14 protein-coding genes and 1 tRNA gene are annotated in these 19,961 nt (G+C 32.8%); 10 read left to right on the forward strand and 5 right to left on the reverse strand.

Annotated features, from left to right (window positions below):
• Positions 1-41: 41 nt before the first annotated feature.
• Positions 42-374 (reverse strand): HopJ type III effector protein, encoded by a 333-nt coding sequence (locus CLV73_RS16035; protein WP_100377911.1) that lies wholly within the window; start codon positions 372-374, stop codon positions 42-44.
• Positions 368-4,369 (reverse strand): DEAD/DEAH box helicase, encoded by a 4,002-nt coding sequence (locus tag CLV73_RS16040; protein ID WP_100377912.1) that lies wholly within the window; start codon positions 4,367-4,369, stop codon positions 368-370. Before CLV73_RS16040 ends, CLV73_RS16035 begins: the two co-directional genes overlap by 7 nt.
• 101 nt (positions 4,370-4,470) lie before the next feature.
• On the opposite strand from CLV73_RS16040, the gene CLV73_RS16045 reads away from it, so the two are divergent.
• The 3 genes from CLV73_RS16045 (at position 4,471) to CLV73_RS16050 (ending at position 8,215) form a co-directional block, all read left to right on the forward strand.
• On the forward strand, positions 4,471-5,853 hold the full coding sequence (locus CLV73_RS16045) for an RtcB family protein (RefSeq protein ID WP_100378223.1): 1,383 nt from the start codon (positions 4,471-4,473) through the stop codon (positions 5,851-5,853).
• A gap of 310 nt (positions 5,854-6,163) precedes the next feature.
• Positions 6,164-6,271, forward strand: a tRNA-OTHER gene (locus CLV73_RS18955).
• A 192-nt stretch (positions 6,272-6,463) separates the two neighbouring features.
• Entirely contained in the window at positions 6,464-8,215 is a 1,752-nt protein-coding gene (locus CLV73_RS16050) for a hypothetical protein (RefSeq protein ID WP_100377913.1), read from the forward strand.
• A 326-nt stretch (positions 8,216-8,541) separates the two neighbouring features.
• On the opposite strand, the gene cobC is transcribed toward CLV73_RS16050, so the two are convergent.
• The 3 genes from cobC to cobT are packed head-to-tail and all read right to left on the reverse strand — an operon-like array spanning position 8,542 to position 10,868.
• Positions 8,542-9,096, reverse strand: coding sequence for an alpha-ribazole phosphatase (cobC, locus tag CLV73_RS16055; RefSeq protein ID WP_100377914.1), 555 nt, complete (start codon positions 9,094-9,096; stop codon positions 8,542-8,544).
• Positions 9,081-9,863, reverse strand: a complete 783-nt coding sequence (locus CLV73_RS16060) for an adenosylcobinamide-GDP ribazoletransferase (protein ID WP_100377915.1) — start codon at positions 9,861-9,863, stop codon at positions 9,081-9,083. The genes cobC and CLV73_RS16060 overlap by 16 nt, the downstream gene beginning before the upstream one ends.
• Complete coding sequence (gene cobT / locus CLV73_RS16065) at positions 9,864-10,868, reverse strand: nicotinate-nucleotide--dimethylbenzimidazole phosphoribosyltransferase (protein WP_100377916.1); 1,005 nt, start codon at positions 10,866-10,868, stop codon at positions 9,864-9,866. It abuts the gene before it with no gap.
• Between the two features lie 413 nt (positions 10,869-11,281).
• Between cobT and CLV73_RS16070 the strand changes: the two genes are divergently transcribed.
• The 7 genes from CLV73_RS16070 (at position 11,282) to CLV73_RS16105 (ending at position 19,898) form a co-directional block, all read left to right on the forward strand.
• Positions 11,282-12,031, forward strand: coding sequence for a nucleotidyltransferase domain-containing protein (locus tag CLV73_RS16070; RefSeq protein ID WP_100377917.1), 750 nt, complete (start codon positions 11,282-11,284; stop codon positions 12,029-12,031).
• A gap of 2 nt (positions 12,032-12,033) precedes the next feature.
• Positions 12,034-12,861 carry an SIR2 family NAD-dependent protein deacylase gene (locus tag CLV73_RS16075; protein ID WP_100377918.1) on the forward strand — a complete coding sequence of 276 codons (828 nt, stop codon included), beginning with the start codon at positions 12,034-12,036 and terminating at the stop codon, positions 12,859-12,861.
• A 14-nt stretch (positions 12,862-12,875) separates the two neighbouring features.
• Entirely contained in the window at positions 12,876-13,607 is a 732-nt protein-coding gene (locus tag CLV73_RS16080) for an ATP-grasp domain-containing protein (protein ID WP_100377919.1), read from the forward strand.
• A 142-nt stretch (positions 13,608-13,749) separates the two neighbouring features.
• Complete coding sequence (locus tag CLV73_RS16090; RefSeq protein ID WP_157798813.1) at positions 13,750-14,778, forward strand: ComEC/Rec2 family competence protein; 1,029 nt, start codon at positions 13,750-13,752, stop codon at positions 14,776-14,778.
• Positions 14,779-14,780: 2 nt separating this feature from the next.
• On the forward strand, positions 14,781-17,243 hold the full coding sequence (locus CLV73_RS16095; protein ID WP_100377921.1) for an RNA-directed DNA polymerase: 2,463 nt from the start codon (positions 14,781-14,783) through the stop codon (positions 17,241-17,243).
• 1 nt (position 17,244) lies between these two features.
• Positions 17,245-18,810, forward strand: a complete 1,566-nt coding sequence (locus CLV73_RS16100; protein ID WP_100377922.1) for a DNA polymerase — start codon at positions 17,245-17,247, stop codon at positions 18,808-18,810.
• Positions 18,807-19,898: a nucleotidyltransferase domain-containing protein gene (locus CLV73_RS16105; protein WP_100377923.1), complete on the forward strand. Its 1,092-nt coding sequence runs from the start codon at positions 18,807-18,809 to the stop codon at positions 19,896-19,898. Before CLV73_RS16100 ends, CLV73_RS16105 begins: the two co-directional genes overlap by 4 nt.
• The last annotated feature ends 63 nt before the right edge of the window (positions 19,899-19,961 follow it).

Genomic DNA, 19,961 nt, shown 5'->3' on the forward strand with positions numbered 1-19,961 from the left:
TTGAACTGGAGCTTACTTTGAAATAATTTTATATAAAATTTCTATTTCCTTTGCAAAGCTTCGCCTTCAAAAGCAATTCCGTCCCAGCCAAATTCCATAAAGTTTCTGATATTCTGATGATCCGTGCCTTCAGGATTTTTCAGCACATCTTCTCTGTAAAATTCTCCGAAAAGATTCAGGGTATCTTCTTTTGATAAATTATTCAGTTTTGCATAACTGAACACTTTACACGAACCATTGTTCTGATTCTCTTCATTCACTGTATTTCCATTGGTAAATTTCGTTGGTGTAAAGTTGTAATGATCGTCAATATGAGCGATTACCTCTTTAAATTGGATAGTTTCTGGTGCATTCTTTAATTGTTCTGTCATGATATTTTTTTATGTATTTTCTGTATTTCAGCATCAAGGTTTTGCCAACAGTTCTGGCTCCATATTCTTACGTATTCTAAACCTGTATTCCGTACGATCTTTTCTTTATGCACATCTTCCAGATAACCGAGGTTTCCAGAATATTTTTCTTTACTCATTGCTTCGACAATAATAGACTTCCCATCTTCTTTTTCAATGAGAATATCAAATTCATAGCCTCCGAAATGATGGTTCTTCAGTACATTCAAATGAGGAAAGTCTTTCTGTAATCGGTTATAAATTACATCAACCAGGGTATTCGAACTATTATTCTTCTCCGAATGACTGGTATATCCAAACTGATCCAGTGTATTCAGAATTTCTACTCTTTGATTTTCATTGTTATCGCTAACCGCCTTACAATATGCCAGATACGCATACAAAACAGCTTTTCTGTTATTTGAGCCTTCCTGTTCCAGAGCTTCTTTATAATTTGAGAAAACATCTTCGGGAATCGAGTTACAGACATAAATTTTTTCCTTCGCACGGGTAATAATTACGTTAAGCAGTTTATACCCTTTTGTATGATTGATCGGACCGAAACTCTGGATAAATTTTCCGCTGGATTTTCTTCCATAAGTGGTTGAAATAATGATAATATCTCTTTCATCTCCCTGAATATTTTCAAGGTTTTTAATGAACAATCCGGCAGCTTCCAGTCCCTGGATTTTTTCCTTAAAGACTTCATTTCCGGGAATGCTGGTTTCCTGAACAATTTTTCTTTTAATATAATTTCGCTGCGAAATATTGAAGGTTGCAATTCCCACCGAAGGATAATTCCCATCTTTCAAAGGCTGAATATTCTGTAAGATTTCCAACACTTTATCCGCTTCTTCCTTATTCGTATGTTCATCAAAAATTCCGTCTACCTGAAAAAATTCAACCGGTAACGTTTCAGATTTTGTAGGAAGAGGCTTCAAACGTGAATTGTAGAACGCATGATTGGAAAAATCGATCAGATAAGGATGTTTAGAACGGTAATGGAAATCCAGATGATTTTTTTCAAACTGACTTTCTGTGGCAAAATCCAATAAAGATTCGATATTTAATAAGGAATTTTTATAGGTGATCACCTCATTTTCAGATTCAATATCGTCTTCATCTTCAATTGTTCCGTCAAAAACTTTGCTGAAATAATTGGAAGGAGGCATTTGATGCTCATCTCCTGCAATAATGATATTTCTTCCTTTCAACATGGCCGGAAGATTGTCTTCCAGTTTCAGCTGACTGGCTTCATCGAACACCACATGATCAAAGTAAAAGTTCTTCCCCTGAAAAAGATTGCTGCATGCATCAGGAGTCGTAAGAATGATCGGAAAAAAGCTGGTAAAAAGATCAATATCTTTCTGAACAATCTGTCTTAATGTTAATCTTTTATGATTTACACTACTTCTCTTGTTATAAAGATTGGCAACCGTAATGTCTTTATTTGTTTGTTCAAACTTCTTCACTGCATTTTGCTGAGCATCATTCCAGAAATACTGAATAAAATTCTGCTGGGAAGATCTGTACTGTGTTATGTTTTTCGTAATTTCCTCGTAATTCTTTTCGTTAAAATTAAGTTTTGAATCAGAATATTTATTTAACAATAACGGAAAATAGGCAGCATAGAAAGAAGCTTTCCAATTGTTAACCGAATAAAGCTTCTCCAATATCTTTTTCTGAAAAACACTTAAAGGCTGGTAAAAGTAAAACCAGTTATATTCAGTTAACAAAGGATTTTCAGGATGATTTCTATATGTTCCGTATCGGTCTAAAACAGAAATCAGATACTGATCAAAGTTTTGATAGGTATTTCCAAAGTTCAGATCTTTCACCCACTGATCATTAGAAATATTTTTCTTCAACTGCTGAATTCGCTGGGAAATCATCTCCGTTTCTCTTCCCGAAATCACAGGATCGAAAATATTTAGGAAATCAATGGTATTGAACTGTTGTTCCAGTTGAGAAGAAAATTCAGACTGAAGGTTTTGTATTTTCTGGCGGTAATTCAGAATTTCGTTTCTATTGTTCCAAAGATTTTCGGACAGCTCGATCGAAGGGAAAAATTCGTTTAAACTTATCTGTTTAACAGCCGAACTAATTTCCAGTAATCTTTTCTGATTGTTGATTTTCTTTTTCTTTGCGGAAGAAAACAATGCCATGAACTTATAGAAAAATCCGTTTGTAATTTCCGGGTGAAATTCTTCTGAATTTTGATTGAGAATAGAAGTGATCACTTCCGCTTCATTGATTAAAGATGATAATTTTTGAAGGCTCTGACTAAAATCCTGCTTTTTCTTTTCTTCATAGGCGGGTTTAAAATCAATGATCAGCGACTGAATCTCATCCCACCTCTTTTCATAATCATGGAAAGAATCATCTAAATCTTGCAGGCTGTTATGAAAATTCTCACGGATCAGCTTTTCAGGATTGATAAATGAAGATTTTTCAAAAGGTTGATATTCCTGATAAATCTCTTTTCCTTTTTCTAAAACATATTCAATTTCTTTCCCCTCCTCTTCTGAAAAAGAAAACTGAATGTCCTGAACATCCATATTTTCTTTGATTTCTTGAAACTTTAAGAGATCACCTACAATTTCCGTCCAGTTTTTACCTGAAATCAAATCTGAATTCAGGAGCTCATGAACCGTATTAATAATTGTTTTATGCTGTAAAATTTCTGTCAGCTGATCTTTCAAAGACTGAACAGAATAAGGCTGTTCCTGTTTTTTAAAGTCGGCTGGATCAATGGTATTTCGGACAGCATCTACCACTAACTTCCTGTCGGAAACACTATCCTTGATCATAATGCAATACCGCTCCAGACCGAGTTTATGAAGTGCATGATACAACACTTCCAATGCCGTTTGTTTTTCGCAGACAACAATGGTTTTTTGTTTGTTTTCCAGTGCATTGACCAAAACTGCAGTCAGCGTCTGACTTTTTCCTGTTCCCGGAGGACCCTGAATCAGAATTTTCGTCTGTGATTTTAGGGATTCTAAAATTCCCTGCTGGGAAGGATCAGTTTCTACAGAGGTTATAGATTGAAAGTCTGATGCTATTGCATTTTCAAGAGGTTTAAATTCTCTCTTTAACGATTCATAATCATTGATAATATTTTGTTTCTGAACTTCAAAAATGGAAAAAACACCGGATTTAATGATGATCGCATCGCCATTGTTCTGAAGCTGTTCTTCATAGGAAGCTTTCGTTTTGATCAATGGGATTTCTTCATAATTATTAAGAATAAAATCAAGGTTCTGGGTAATTTTAAGCTGATCCAAAAGGGTTTGGCAAATCTGTAACAGTTCCAGTTTATCTATTTTTCCGTCAGCAAGCATTTCTTCAGAAATCTGTTCCACTACAATTCCCGAATCATTTTGCAGATGATTGATCAGAACTTCATTCACATAAATCGGATCATCTTCTGTTCTGCTGATTTCCCAAGTATTGAGCTCATTGACCGGTTTTATATTGACAGACCAGATCAAGATAGGAGAAGCAGAGATCTGCCCGTCCATATCTTTCCTTATCAACATCGGAAAACCGAAGCCCAAAGAATTGATTCCTTTCTCAGACTGTATCACTTCATTTTGAAAGATCAGGTTTTCCAGACTTATGGAAAGTTTTTCCAGGATTACATTTCGTGTTTTATCTTTAACCAAAGCAACTTCTGTTGTCTCATTTTCGGTTTCCTCTTTTTCATCATCAAACAGGTAAATACTGTCTTTTTCTTCAGTTTTAGAAACCTCATCCGTAATTTTATCGTGAATGGAGAATTTAAAATTAACGTTCTTTTGCGTTAAAAGGTTAATGATAAAATGCTCGGGAAGACTTTTATGAATATCAGAAAGCCGGGCAAGATCAAATTTATATCTTGAATTTCCGGGAATAGCATTTAAATGAACACCTCTTCTATTACCTGTTTTCAGCTTGTTTTGAAATGCCTGAAATATTTCCGGATTTAAATTTTCCATCTTGTGTAAAATAATTTTGAATAAAAATATAAAATTTTTCTAATACGCAAAAACATTGCACACTTTAGTTTTTACTTTGCATCAACAAAATGAGAGAACACATGGAATTTAATGGAAATCACTTAATCGAATTAGGATATAGACCTGCAAAATGGTTCAAAGAAGCGATTGCATATATTAATGAAAATAAACTGGATGAAAATCAAATCAAGGAATATTTAGAGCAATTTAAACAACCTGAACTGATTCCTCTTCATGAAACTGCAAAAGATTTTGTGATCAACATCCGAGCGGAACATGAAAGTGAAAATGATAACGTGGAAAAAGTAATCAATACGATGAACGTACTGATGAAAACGCCGACTTTAGTTGCCGGGGCGATTATGCCCGATGCGTGTCCGACAGGTCCGGTTGGTCAGATTCCTGTAGGTGGAGTTGTTGTCGCGAAAAATGCGATTCATCCCGGATTTCATAGCGCAGATATCTGCTGTTCGGTGATGCTGACAGATTTTGGAAAAGCAGATCCTAAAGAAGTTTTGGATGCCGCTCATTCTGTAACGCATTTCGGATATGGAGGAAGACCAAGAGGTGAGCAAATGGAGATGTCTCAGGAACTGATGGATGCTTTCAGAGCCAATGATTTCCTGAATGATGAAAAACTGATAAGCATTGCCCGTTCTCATATGGGAACGCAAGGTGACGGAAACCATTTCTTATTTGTCGGAATTTCAAAAAATACCGGAAATACGATGTTGGTGACACACCACGGTTCAAGAGCTCCGGGAGCTGCTTTGTATGATAAAGGAATGAAGGTGGCAAATAGATTCAGAATGGAAAATTCTCCTGAAACGTTAAGAGAAAATGCCTGGATTCCGTATGATTCCAAAGAAGGAAAATCGTATTGGGAAGCACTTAAACTGATAAGAACATGGACAAAAGAAAATCATATTTCTATTCACGACGCGACCTTAAATAAACTGGGGATCGAGAAAGAGGACAGATATTGGAACGAACATAATTTCGTTTTCAAAGATGGAGATTTATTTTACCATGCAAAAGGCGCAACACCTTTGGATGATAAATTCATGCCGGATATTACAGGACCAAGATTGATTCCTTTAAATATGGCAGAACCTGTTTTGATCGTAAAAGGAACAACCAATGAAAGAAATCTAGGATTTGCGCCACACGGAGCGGGGAGAAATTTCAGCAGAAGTCAGCATAAAAAGTCTTTGGCGCATAAAACGACTGAAGAAATTTTTGCAGAGGAAACAAAAGGGCTTGACGTTCGTTTCTTCACCAATGAAATCGATATTTCTGAGCTTCCAACTGCTTATAAAAGTGCCAAAAACGTGAGAGCACAAATTGAGGAATACGGACTTTGCGAAGTTCTGGATGAAGTGATGCCTTACGGATGTATTATGGCGGGTGATGTTCAGAAGAATGCGCCTTGGAAGAGGAAGAAGAAATTTAGAAAGGCTTAGAAATTTCTTTTGACTTGAATCAAAAGAAACAAAAATTCAAGACTTGGAAACTTCCGCTAAAAATTAAAACTTAATCCTAAAATTCCCAAAACTAGCGCAAATTAATGATTGGTTCTTCGGTTCAAGATTTTAATCGCGCTTCGAACAGTGGGAATTTTTTAACGGATGAAATTTTAATTTTCTTAACGCTCCATTTTCCGAGGTCGGCTTATTGAGGTTAAGAATTCAAAATCGATTAACAAAAAAATAATAACCAACCTTGCAGGTATGAAAGCACGTAAGGTTCATGAAAACCTTTTATAATAAGGTAGGAACAGTAGCTCAGATGGTAGAGCAACAAGAGTACTTTTCGCTGCTGGCAAAAAAAGTTCCTATGAATTCCAGTTGTGTGTCGCAGGTTCGAGTCCTGCCTGTTCCTCAAAATAATTAAGGCAAAGAAAGTTCCTATTTATAGACATTACTTTCCGCCTTTTCAAAAACTCTAAGGCAAAGGGAGTTCCTATAATTTTGGAAAACTACTCCCCGCCTTTTATAAACTATAGGTAAAAGGAGTTCCTATATTATTCACTTAAAGAAAACTACTCCTCACTTATTTTTTAAATTAAAAACAATGAAAACATTACAATTATTCAATGCCGTATTAGCAAAAGAATCTGATGCAAAAGCATTTATTTCGGACAATGGTTTTATTATTGAGCCTAGCGCGATGTGGGCAAAAAAGGAAATTATTTCCTATTACGCCAAAGAAAAACTGAATGGAAGCGATTTAAATAAAACCTTTCATAAATCGTGGCAGAAAATAAAAGGCAGCACAAGATTTCAATTGTTAGTTGAACAGATCAACCATTATGTTTCGACGTATGGAAGCAATTTTCAGGCTGAAATATATATTCCGAATGAAGTATTGGATATTCCTGGTTTAAAGTTAAATTTTAAAGTCATTAAAGCCTATTCAAAGGGAGAAATGACGGAAAAATGCCTTGCTCTTTTGAAGTCCGGAATTGCGTTGAAAGAAGAAACTATCGATGATATCCTGAACATTCTGCATCACGAGCTGGAATACGATTTCACAGGAAAGGAAAACATCCGAAATAAAGAAGCAGTGATAAAAATTGCCGACCGATACGATATTTACCCTGAAAATCCTGTTGAGTTTTTCCGATATGTAATTTATAAAACAACGAAAGAAACACTTTTGATTAAGAACGATGATTTAATTAATGATATTAAGCAGAGTAAATTCAATCCAACTTATCTTTTTGAAAGTTTCGGACTGGAAAAAATGGCGGAAATTTTCAACCGTTTCAAACCTTTATTTTTAGCATATAAAAACAGAGCGCCAAAAACGATTAATAAAATTTCAAAGCTTTCAAAAGTTTATCATCAGCCATTAGTTTCAAACCCTTTGAATAACGCAACAAACATTTTGCTGGAAAACAGCGATTTGCATTGGCTGGAAAACGCGACTCCGTTTGCATTATTTAAAGCTTTGTCGGCTTGTTATTCAAGAATGTATGGTCAGGATACTTTTGTGTATAGAATCCGAAACGGAAAATCGTGGACAAAAAAATCCACTGCAACTTCTGTGAATGAATTGAATTATGATTTTATCTTAAATTATTTAAAATCTAAATATAATTTAACCGGAAAGAAAGTTTATTTCCCAGAAAATGTGGAATTTGGATTACCAACTTCCGAAAAAATGTTTGTTGGAAATATTCCAACCGGAACAAGATTTTATGGAGAAAGTCTTGCTGTAGGAATTTATTGGGAAAACGCATGGGGTGCTTATGATCTCGATCTTTCAGGATTGAACATTGCCGGAAAAATCGGTTGGAATGCAGCATATAACCAAAACGAAGGCCAATTGATGTACTCCAGAGATATAACTTCCGCGTCAAACGGTGCCGTAGAATATTTGTATGCTAATAAAGGCTTATCAGCTCCTACATTGGTAATGAACAACGTCTTCAGCGGGAATAGCGATTGCGGTTATAAAATCGTTATCGGAAAAGGTGATGCTATTACCTACAATTATATGATGAATCCTAATCATCTTTTTGCCGAGGCAAGATGTAATTCGGTTCAGAAACAAACGATTTTGGGGATGTTATTGCCAAAAGGCGGAAAACAATGCTTTGTATTGCTGAATTTCGGAGCCGGACATTCTCATGTTTCTGGAAATAATGAAGTCTCTGTTATGGCCACAAATGCCTTGTATCAGCAATGGTATGAAGCTGTTTCTTTCAATCAACTGGTTGAAGCGCTGGAAGCAACAATCACTTCCAATAAAGAAGAAGCAGAGTTCGATTTTTCTCTGGAAAGCTTAGAAAAAGATAGCTTTATCAAAATTTTCAAATAACTTTTTACTGTCATTTTAAGTGAATTCTTGAAATGGCAGTTTTTGTTTAAAGTCATTATTTTCTTTTGTCTTGAAACAAAAGAAACAAAAATTCAAGACTTGGAAACTTCCGCTAAAAATTAAAATTTAATCCTAAAATTTCCAACTTGCGTGAATTCCAAATAAGCTCTTCGATTCAAAATTTTGGTCACGCTTCAAACAATGGAAATTTTTTAACGAATAAAATTTTAATTTTCTTAACGCTCCATTTTCCTAGGTCAAATAATGGATTAAGAATTATGACTACCCATAAAAGATCTGCTTAATTAGCTAAATCCATGAGAGACTTATAAATTTATATTTCTAATAGAAACTAATCCGTTTTTCACATCAATCACTGTTTTCTTTCCATAATCGATCTGAATACTGAACATATTTTTCAAAGGAAACTGAAGAATAGCCTGAATAATCAATCGAATAACTCCGGCATGAGTTACAATTAAAACTTTATTGACGCTTTTTTTCGAAATCAGTTCATTCCAGAACTCAGCAACTCGACTTTGCATTTCTAACAGATTCTCTCCGTTTTTGGCTTTTATAGTAACGAAATCTTCATACCACGGATTGATTTCTTCTTCGGGAATTTCGTCCCATTTTTTCAGTTCCCAATCGCCAAAATTCATTTCTCGGATTCTTTCATCAGTTTCATGGTTTAGCTGAAAATATTTTGCTAACAACTGACAACGCTGAGACGGACTTGAAATTATCAAATCAAAATCTTGATCAATTTGAATGATCTTTAAATCTTCTTCAAAATCATTTCTTAAAGGCATTTCGGCAAATCCATAACACAAATGATCCGGATTTTCTACCGAAGTATGACGAATTAAATGAATTTCCATACGATAATAGTTCCCAGATACAATAAAACTTCACCAACCTGCTGAACCGTTCCCAAGCAGTCACCCGTATATCCTCCGATATGTTTCCTGAAATACCAACCCAAGTAGATTTTTCCTATATATGCTAATACAAAAGCTGGAATTAAACGCCAATCCGGAAGCAATGAAAAAGCAATAAGCACAGCCAGAAAACTTATCAATAAAGATTTTCCATCCAATGGTTTATTTGCCAATGGTTTAGATTTGCTTACATCAATATCCGTAACATACTGATGCGTGTAAATCATTGTTCCTGAAATAAACCGGCTTGAAGTATGGGCAAAAATAATGATAGCTGAAGTTTTTATGACATCAATACTTCCCAATTCTTTAATGCTGAAAAATTTTAAGGCAAACAACAGAATGATTCCAATTGCTCCATAAGCTCCTACCCGACTGTCCTTCATAATGGTCATGATTTTCTCTTTTCCGTAACCACCTCCGAAACTGTCACAGACATCGGTAAAACCATCTTCATGAAAAGCTCCGGTCAGCAAAACACTCGAAATCATCATTAGAACAATCGCTATTTCAAGATTAAAAAGCTGAAAGGAAAGATAGAAAATAGCAGCGTTGATGAATCCGATCAATAGTCCCACCCATGAAAAATATTTCTGGGACTGATTCATGATCTCACTTGAATACGGAATGTTGAACGGAACAGGAATTCGGGTAAAAAACATCACCGCCGTTGCGAAGTAAATCAGTTCATTCTTTACCGCTTTCATTTAGTTTTTATTTGAAACATTTGCATCTTCAAAGCTAGACATTTCGTTCAGAAAATTGACCGCACTTTGAATCAGCGGATAAGCTAATGCACAACCAGTTCCCTCTCCTACTCGCAGATTAAGATTCAGCAAAGCTTTTTGTCCTAATAATTCTAATAATTTGATATGCGCATATTCATCGCTGACATGACAGAAAATACAGTTGTCTAAAATCTCAGGATTCTTTTTAACCAGCGAAGCAGCAGCAACCGTTGCGATAAATCCATCAATTAAGATCAGCATATTCTGTCGGTATGCTTCTTCCATGGCACCAATCATCTGAGCAATTTCCAATCCGCCAAAAGTTTGTGCAATTTCGTCAGCCGTTTCAAGAGTCGGATATTTTTCTATACATTTTAAAAGAATATCAATTTTATTCTGCAATTGAGCATCATTTAAACCGGTTCCTCTTCCAACACAATCCACAATCGGAACATTGAATAGCTGGCTCATCATTAACGAGGAAGCTGAAGTATTACCGATTCCCATTTCCCCGAAACCGATAATATTACACCCTGTTTCAGAAATTTCTTTAACAACAGACCTGCCGTTTTCTAGTGCCAGTTGATATTCATCAATCGTCATTGCCGGTTCTTCCAAAATATTTCTGCTGGATTTTCGTACTTTTTTATCGACCAAATCCAAACCCTCCGGGAAATCAAAATTGACTCCCGCATCCACAATTTTTATGTCAAATCCATTCTGTCTGCAGAAAACATTAATTGCCGCTCCTCCTCCTAAAAAATTCATCACCATCTGATATGTAACTTCCTGTGGATAAGCGCTGACTCCGGCTGTTGCAATTCCGTGATCGGCTGCGAAAACAACCATATGCGGTTTGATTAATATGGGAGAAGTTGTCTGCTGAACCATTCCGATTTTATGAGCCAATTGTTCTAAAAATCCTAATGCACCTAAAGGTTTTGTCTTGAAATCGATTTTGTGTTGTAGTTCGTCTGATAACATTGATGTAATGGAAGTTTTTTCTTTTTATTAGATTAAATGATGGAGTGCAAATTACTAAATTCCGGGTATTAAACAGATATTTAATTTTCTTTTGTCTTGGAACAAAAGAGACAAAAGTTCAAGACTTGGAAACTTACGCTAAAAATTAAAACTTAATCCTAAAATTCCCAAAACTTGCGCAAGTTTAATATTTATTCTTTGATTTAATATTTGTGTCGCGCTTCGAACAGTGGGAATTTTTTAACGGATTAAGTTTTAATTTTCTTAACGCTTCAGTTTCCCAGGTCGTTTTTTCGAGCTCCACAACTCTATAACTTTCCAATCCCTGAAAACACTACAATTCTCCAACAAAAAACCTCAACGTAAAAACATTGCGCACATTCTCTTTTACTTTGCATTATAAATTAAAAACAATGACACCAAAAATATTAGAAAAATTAAAAGAAGTCGAGGAAAAACGCGGAGTAGAAATACTTCTTGCCGTAGAATCCGGAAGTCGAGCGTGGGGTTTTGCCTCTCCCGACAGCGATTATGACATACGTTTCATCTACCGACACGAAAAAGACTGGTATCTTTCGCCGTGGGATAAAGATGAAACCATAGAATTTATGACCGAAGACGATCTGGACGGTTCGGGATGGGATTTGAGGAAAACTTTTCATTTATTGTTGAAGTCGAATGCGGCTTTGCTAAGCTGGTTTTACTCTCCCATCGTTTATGTGAAAAATGAAAAATTTTACGATTTATTCAAACCTTTGGCGGATGAATGCTTTTCTCCGATAGCAGTTTCTTACCATTATCTGAGCATGAGTAAAAAATATCTGGAAGCCTGCAGAAGTGATGAAGTAAAACTGAAATCTTATTTCTACTGCCTTAGAACTGCCTTAACCGGGAAATGGATCTTGGAAAAAGGAAGTGTTCCTCCAGTTTTGTTCAGTGAATTGTTGGTTTTGGTGGATGATTTTACCAGAACAAAAATAGAAAATTTAATCACTTTAAAAGCCACAAAAGGAGAATCTTATTACCATCCGAATGACTGGGAATTGTTTGGATTTTTGGAGAAAATGGTAATTAATAATGAGGAAAGAGCGAAGAGTCTGAAAGGTGGAAATGCGGATAAGAATAAGATGGAAAAAGTTTTTAGAGAAATACTAAATTTATAACAATGAAACCAACATTAGAAACACTTATACAGGAGACTTTACAAAAAGAGAAAAGAAATCTTTTTTCATTCCTTACCGGCGCAGGAATTTCCTCGGAAAGCGGATTGCCTACGTATCGTGGAAGTGATGGAATCTGGATAAAAGGGACAAAATATCATAAGCCGGAAGAATTCGGAACATTTAAATATTTTAGTCAAAATCAGGAAGAAGTTTGGCAATACAATCTATTCTGGAAAAAGTTGATTGAAGAAGCTAAGCCTAATCAGGGACATTTTACTCTTTCTGAGATAGAAAATCTACTTAGTGAAAAGTTTCAACTAATTACTCAGAATGTTGATGGGCTTCACCAAAAAGCGGGAAGTAAAAACGTTTTTGAAATTCATGGTAATAAACAAACAGTACGTTGTGCTTCAGAATGCAGCGGTGTCATGTTGATACCATCAGAATTAAAATCTAAGGATCTCTCAGAAGATCTCTCAGAAAAAGATATAGAGCTTTTGCATTGTCAGAACTGTGAAGACTGGCTTCGTCCTAATACATTATGGTTTGATGAGTCATACAATGAAAAATTGTACTTTTTAAACTCAACATTAAAGGCTGCAAAAAATACAGGAGTTCTTTTTGTAATTGGGACTTCAGGAGCAACCACATTACCACAAATGATTGCAGAAACAGTTTTACAATATGGTGGCTTTCTGGTAGAAATCAATACAGAAGAAGACAGCTATTTCTTTGAACGTTTTTCAAGAACAAAAAAATATATATTGATCAAAGAAAAAGCAAGTGATGCTTTAATTAAGATAAAAGAAATGATAGAAAAATATAAATAACAATAATCAATCACATGAAAAATATAGTCGCCCTATCTCCTATGTACACGGAAGACAGTAACAACCTGAAAAAAGCATCAATCAATTCACCTTATGAATTGAGCCGTTTCAACGCAAAATGGAGTGTTCCCGAAGAATTCCGTGCAGATGTAATTGCGGTATATGGCGAAGATATTTATGCGGAAATTGTGGCAGAACAATGTAATTTAACTTTAACAAAACCTGATGACAACTGGCTCTCAAAGATTTCGGAAGAGTTTACCAAACGTAAAATTTCTTACGGGCAATTGAAAGATTTTGTAGACAAAGAAAATATTTTCATTAAATGTTCTGATTTTAAAAGTTTTAAAGCCGGAATTTTTGATAAAGTCACGAACATCAAAGGATTTGAAACTTTGGATTTGGAAAGTACCGTTTTCACTTCAGAAGTTGTGGAATGGGAACTTGAAGTAAGATGTTTTGTTTTAAACAATGAAATAAAAACATATTCTTCTTATTGGCGAAACGATGCTTTCGACACCAATCCGCTCTCTGAAACAGAGCACAAAGATCTATTTGAGTTTTTCAATAGTTTTATGAAACAATACGCTAAAACCCTTCCCAAAGCAATTGTTCTTGATTTTGGAATTATCAAAGAAAAAGGCTGGGCTTTGATTGAAGCGAATCCTGCTTGGTGTTCGGGTTTGTGTGATTGCGATGCGAAGAAGGCTTTGGAGGTTGTTGTGGAGAGTTGTATTAAAAATTAGAATTATGCAAATAATCATCTTCATTGGAATTCCTGCAAGCGGAAAAAGTTCCTTCTACAAGGAGCTTTTTTTCAATTCACACATCAGAATTAAGATGTAAATCATTTTCTAACTTTTTTATGTAAAACTTTTTGAGCTATATTTGAAAAAACTAATAGCAATGCTAATAAAAATACTCAAAGCAGGAAATGGAGATTCTATTCTTTTAAAATTAGATAATAATTTCAATATTCTCATTGATGGAGGAAATAACATACATGATTATAAACATAATCTTAAGCAAGAAATTCTTGAGATTCAAAAAAGAAAAGAATTTATTGATCTTATTATTATTACGCATATAGATCAAGATCATATAAAAGGAATAGAGTATTTATTGAAAGATGAGGAAATAAGTAATGATATAATTAAAAACTGTTGGTTTAATTCAGTCTCTTCATCGACTACAGTGAATAATGATATTAGTTATGATGAAGCACTGCGAGTTGAGAGTATAATTAATTCCTTAAATATACCTATTAATAGGCAAATAACATTAGAACAAACGCCAAAAATTTCATTATTTGGTATAAACTTTTCTATTCTATCGCCATATAAAAAAGATATTGAGAATTTAATTTTAAAAAACACTGATATTAGTTCTTCATCAACTGATTACAAATTATCTCTACAAGAAATTTTAGATAAAAATCCAAGAATTTTTGCTGATAAAATTGAAAATTTAGACACGTCTGTTGAAAACAAATCTAGCATAGCATTCTTACTAGAATACAAAAGCAAAAAAATTCTTTTTTTGGGAGATGCAGAGTCTACAGTATTACATCAATCATTAGAAAAAATATTAAATGAAAGAGGTATAAATGAATTAGATATTGATTATTTAAAACTTTCCCATCATGGAAGTCACAAAAGCTTAAGTATGAATTTATTTAACTATATAAAATGTAATAATTTTATAATTAGCGCAAATGGTAAAAAAGAAAATTTACCCAATAAACTGACTTTTGCTAAAATTTTAACAAGAATAAATAAGAAAGATGCTGAAGATAACTTTTATTTCAATTATTCTTCAGTTTTGAAAGATTTGAATTTTTTACAAGAAGAAAAAAAGGAGTTTAAATTTGAATGTTATTCTGAAAATTTTGAACATGGTTACAAAATAGAATTGTAGATATGAAAGGTTTATCTGAAAATCAGGAACAGCTTTTAAAGAGTATTACAATAAAACTCGAAACTAAATATAATGGAATATCAAACACTTCTTCTGGAAGTGGTATTATATACAAAACAAGTCTCAATAGTAGTTTTGATTATATTTTAACAGCTTTACATTGCGTATATGGAAAACGTACAGATACAACATATGAATATGAAGCATTAGTTGATGAAATAGAAATTATCCGAAAAAATGAAGAAAGTAATTTTGACAAAATTACAATAAAAGGTGACAAAATTATTCCCATAAAGTCTATAGATATAGCCATTTTATTAATTGAAAAAAACAAATTTAATGATGCTAGAGAAATAGTTTTGGGAGACTCAAATTTTAGGGGATGCTTAAATTCTTTTGGATATCCAAAATATGCTGATGGAGATCCTTATAATTTTGAACATGAAACAAAAATTCATTATAAAAAAGATAAAAAGTTTAAAATAGAATGTAAAAGTTCATTAGCCTCATACAATACATTAGATAAACTTTCTGGATACTCAGGATCTGGATTATTAGAAAAAAATAAACCAATCTTAATAGGCGTAATAACTGAAATAACAGATGATGAAGGCTTAACAAATGGTTTTATCGCTAAAAAACTAATTCCAGAAAAGTTAAACTCATATCTTTCAAAATATGAAGGAGAAACTTTAGAACCATTTAGATCAACAGAAGATAGTGATTCCATCGGATTAGACGACAATAATAATATCATTGATTATAAAAAAATCAATATTAATGGGATTGAAATTAATTTATGGAGAGCTATAAAGCGACTGAAACAAGACTTAAGAGACGATTGGTTTCAGGATCCTCTAGATTTTAAATTTTGGCTTCCTAAAGAGTTCATTTTCAAAAGAATAAAAAAATATTTAAATAATTCTGAAAGAAATTATAAACCTTCAATTCCTGCAAAGCATTATGTAATACCAAAATCAGGGTTTTCAACTCGCCCAAGTATTGAAACTAGTCTTATTGATCGAGTTATGTATCAGGCATATATTGACAAACTTTCGGAACATTTGGATTTTATACTAAATAATAAAATTTATTCTTTCAGGTATAACTCAGGCAAAAATAATAATAAATACATTTTTCATTATTCTATAGAGCAATGGATGAAATATGTATATCAAACTAAATTTGTTTTAAATGAAGAAAGCCCCTATTTAGTTGTTGCAGATATTACCAATTTTTATGAAAACATACACATTGGACTTTTAATAGAAAATATAAAAGAACTAATTCATGACCATTTCAGACAAAATGAAAGTCTTAGTAATGAATTAGAAAAAATAATTAATGCTCTTCAATCATTAATAACAAAATGGAATGAAAAACTAATTAATAAAGAATTTGGAATACCTCAAAATCGAGATGCTTCTTCATTCTTAGCAAATCTTTTTCTAAAAAAAATTGACAATATTATGATTAATACGAATGGCTATTCTTTCTATTATAGATACATGGATGACATTCGTATTGTTTGTAAAACAGAATCCGAAGCCCGAAAGGCTATTTGTGATTTATCTAAAGCTTTAAGGCAAAATGGGCTAAATCTAAATTCCTCTAAAACTAAAATATTATGTTTCACTAATCAACAACACAAAGAAAGTATTTTAGAACATTTGCCAGATTCGTTATTACAATTAGAACAAATTACAAGTCTTATTAAAACAAAAAGAAAAAGAGAGGTTCAAAAAGCTGTACACATGACTTATACTCTATTTCAAAAAACAATTAGTGATGATAATAATGAAGAATCATTTCTAAAAAAGAGACAAATAAGCTTCTGCATCAGCAAACTCCAGCAATTTGCAAGAATACCTGGTTTAAAGCAGTCAATAGATTACAGAACCATAATTGATTACACTTTAAATGAATTAACTAAACAGCCTTGGCTAACAGTAAGTTTTATTCAATTATTAAGAGCAATTGATAAATTTTATTTCAAAACAGAGGACTACACAAAAATTAAAGAAATTTTATTAGACCCCAATCAAAATATATACGAAGGGCAGACCTACTATTTATGGTTATTTTTAGCATATCACAGGTTTAGCAATATATCTCTAATAGACTATGCTGTAAAAAAAGTTAGATCACCTAATCAAGATAATCAAGCTGACACAGCTGGAGCCTATTTATATTTAGCATCCATAAATTGGCAAGATTATAAAGATATCATGTTAAAATCTTTAAATCATGGAGATATTGGTAAAAATTATTTTCTACAAAAAAACGTATTAATAGCATTAAGAATGGTGTCTCCTGAAAAAATAGAAAATACTCATGTTTCAAAAGATTTAAAAGGGTTTCATGAGATACTCTATGCTAGAAATAAAGAAATATTTGTAGCAGATTTACCTGATTTAAAAATATCCGACATTATCAAAGATTCTCCCACATTAATTTCATTATAAAATGGAAGTAGCTATATTAAAATATAATAGATACGAAAAAGGTACTTTGAAAACTTATTTCTTTATCAAAGAAAATGACAAAAAGCCAAGAAAAGAAAAGAATTTAGATTTTCTTCAAATTCTAGAAGTTAAAACGATAATTTCTTTTGATTTTTTAAGTTTGATTTCTGATATTAAAGATATTCATAAATATATCTTTATAGATATAGAACAGCAATTAAAGCAAATATTAGGATTGCCAAAAGAATATTTTGAGAAAACTAAAAAACAATGGTCATTTTGGTACCAGTTAAAAAATCATATAGGTGATAGAACAAAAATTAAAGAATACAAAAAAATATTTGAAAATTTAATTGACAATATTAAAGAGGAAGAAGTAGATAAAGTTCTTTTCTTGTTAGTAGAATCTTTATATAAAATTTATTTAAAAAATAAAATAGATTTACAAAACAATAATGAATCAGAAAGATTTGAAAAAATTGAAAAATCACTAAACACAATACTCTTTGAAAGAACTCAAAAAGGAATAGCCATAGATAATGAACTGGTAAAAATTTATTTAAAACAAGTCATAATAGATTTATATGAAATAAGAAATAAATTACAATTGGAATTTGGCATTTTTTCTTCAAAAGATTATGCCAAAATTAAAGCAAAAATATTGGAGATAGGATTTAGCGATAATATTGATAAAATTGGCACAGAAAAGTATTACAATTTTCTTAAATATCACCAGCACGAATATGAGCTAATAGGTCTTTTATATAAAGAAAGAAGATTAAATGACAGTAAGACTGTGCTTACCAGAGTTGGGTCATTGGAAGATAAAAGTGTTTATCCTTTTTTTGAATATTTCGGAACCGTTACAAGTAGAATTTTAGTAAAAAATCCATCTTTTCAGCAATTGAAAAGAGAATATAGAAAGATAATTACTCCAGATATAGGAAAAGAATTAATATACATAGATTATTGTCAATTTGAAGCGGGAATTTTAGCAGATGTAATGCAAGACGAAGAACTTATCAAAATGTATAATTCTGGAGATATTTATTCAGAAATGGAAAAATTATTAAAAAAGCCGGAGTTTAATAGAGATAAATGTAAAAGTCTTTTCTTTCTATATAGTTATGGTGCATCCAAAGATCAAATCCAAAAGAAATACACATTGGCAGATTTAGAAATATTTTTTGGAAAATTTACAAAATTTCAACCTTTTAGAAAAGAACTAGAAAAAGAGTTTATAGAAAAAAAAATGATCAGTACATTACTAGGTAACCATAGATATATAACTCCTGAGACTGAACTTGAGGAAAATATAAGCTGGTTAGTTAGCCAAAAAATACAAGGAACTGCATCTTTAATTTTAAAAAAGTCAATTAAAGAAATATATGATTTAGATAAAGAAATTGAGTTTTTATTACCTATGCATGATGCTATTTTATATCAAGTTCCATCATCAAAGACTGAAGAAAAAAAAGAATTAATCAAAAAAGTTTTCGAAGGAAAAATGAAAGAAGTTTGTTCAAGCTTAATTCCAAAAATTAGTTTTAAAAATTTTACGGAATGACCATTCAAGACTTAAAAAACAAAAGCCTCATCCTCTTCCAAGCCATCTCCGGAAGCCGATCTTTCGGATTGGCAACAGAAAGCTCAGATACAGATATTCGCGGAGTCTATTATTTACCCAAAGAAGATTTTTTTGGTTTAAATTATATTCCGCAAATTTCCAATGAGACAAATGATATCACGTATTATGAAATCGGGAGGCTTGTTGAATTATTACAGAAAAACAATCCGAATATGTTAGAAATTCTGGCAAGTCCGGAAGACTGTATTCAGCATAAAAACCCTTTGATGGATTTGCTGAAACCTGAAGATTTTCTTTCTAAACTATGCAAAGACACCTTTGCGGGTTACGCGATTTCACAAATTAAAAAAGCAAAAGGGCTCAACAAAAAGATCCTGAATCCGATTGCTCAAGAAAGAAAATCCATTCTCGATTTCTGTTACGTTTTACAGAATCAAGGCTCGATTCCATTAAAAAAATGGCTTAAAGAATTCTCCTCCACCGGAGGGGTGTCCGAAGGACGGGGTGGTTTAATTCAGGAAAAATGCGGTTTGGTAAGCATAGACAATACCAAGGGAATGTTTGCTCTTTTCTACAACGAATCAGGAGATTTAAATTACAAAGGAATTATCCAGCATGAAGAAGCCAATCAGGTTTCCGTTTCATCGGTTCCGAAAGGTGAAAAAGTATTGGCTTATCTTTTCTGTAACCTCGATGCCTATTCGACTTATTGCAAAGATTATCGTGAATACTGGAAGTGGGTTTCGGAGCGAAATGAAGACCGTTATAATGTTAATCAGAATCACGGACAAAATTATGACAGTAAGAATATGATGCATACCATTCGTTTACTGCAGTCGTGTGAACAGATCTTTAAAACTAATTCATTAAATATTCGTGTGGAAAACCGAGATGAATTATTAGATATCAAAGCAGGAAACCGGTCGTATGAAGCGGTAATGGAAAAAGCAGAAAGTCTTATTAAATCTATTGAATATTATCATTCGATCTCTACGCTTCCCGATTTTCCGGATTTGGAAAAAACAACAAAAATCTTAATTGAAATAAGAGAACAATTATACAGCTAAATATTTTCCAGCCAATTCTTAATGCTTTGTTGTTAAGAATTGGTTGAAATCTAAGGAGATTCA

The sequence above is a fragment of the Chryseobacterium geocarposphaerae genome (genome assembly GCF_002797535.1).
Classification (GTDB): domain Bacteria; phylum Bacteroidota; class Bacteroidia; order Flavobacteriales; family Weeksellaceae; genus Chryseobacterium; species Chryseobacterium geocarposphaerae.

What these genes read in the sequence shown, in the direction of transcription:
- CLV73_RS16070 (WP_100377917.1), top strand. Translation starts at nt 11,282, where the DNA reads ATGACACCAAAAATATTAGAAAAATTAAAAGAAGTCGAGGAAAAACGC.
- CLV73_RS16060 (WP_100377915.1), bottom strand. Translation starts at nt 9,863, where the DNA reads ATGAAAGCGGTAAAGAATGAACTGATTTACTTCGCAACGGCGGTGATG.
- CLV73_RS16050 (WP_100377913.1), top strand. Translation starts at nt 6,464, where the DNA reads ATGAAAACATTACAATTATTCAATGCCGTATTAGCAAAAGAATCTGAT.
- CLV73_RS16045 (WP_100378223.1), top strand. Translation starts at nt 4,471, where the DNA reads ATGGAATTTAATGGAAATCACTTAATCGAATTAGGATATAGACCTGCA.
- CLV73_RS16105 (WP_100377923.1), top strand. Translation starts at nt 18,807, where the DNA reads ATGACCATTCAAGACTTAAAAAACAAAAGCCTCATCCTCTTCCAAGCC.
- CLV73_RS16095 (WP_100377921.1), top strand. Translation starts at nt 14,781, where the DNA reads ATGAAAGGTTTATCTGAAAATCAGGAACAGCTTTTAAAGAGTATTACA.
- cobT (WP_100377916.1), bottom strand. Translation starts at nt 10,868, where the DNA reads ATGTTATCAGACGAACTACAACACAAAATCGATTTCAAGACAAAACCT.
- CLV73_RS16100 (WP_100377922.1), top strand. Translation starts at nt 17,245, where the DNA reads ATGGAAGTAGCTATATTAAAATATAATAGATACGAAAAAGGTACTTTG.
- CLV73_RS16080 (WP_100377919.1), top strand. Translation starts at nt 12,876, where the DNA reads ATGAAAAATATAGTCGCCCTATCTCCTATGTACACGGAAGACAGTAAC.
- CLV73_RS16040 (WP_100377912.1), bottom strand. Translation starts at nt 4,369, where the DNA reads ATGGAAAATTTAAATCCGGAAATATTTCAGGCATTTCAAAACAAGCTG.
- cobC (WP_100377914.1), bottom strand. Translation starts at nt 9,096, where the DNA reads ATGGAAATTCATTTAATTCGTCATACTTCGGTAGAAAATCCGGATCAT.
- CLV73_RS16075 (WP_100377918.1), top strand. Translation starts at nt 12,034, where the DNA reads ATGAAACCAACATTAGAAACACTTATACAGGAGACTTTACAAAAAGAG.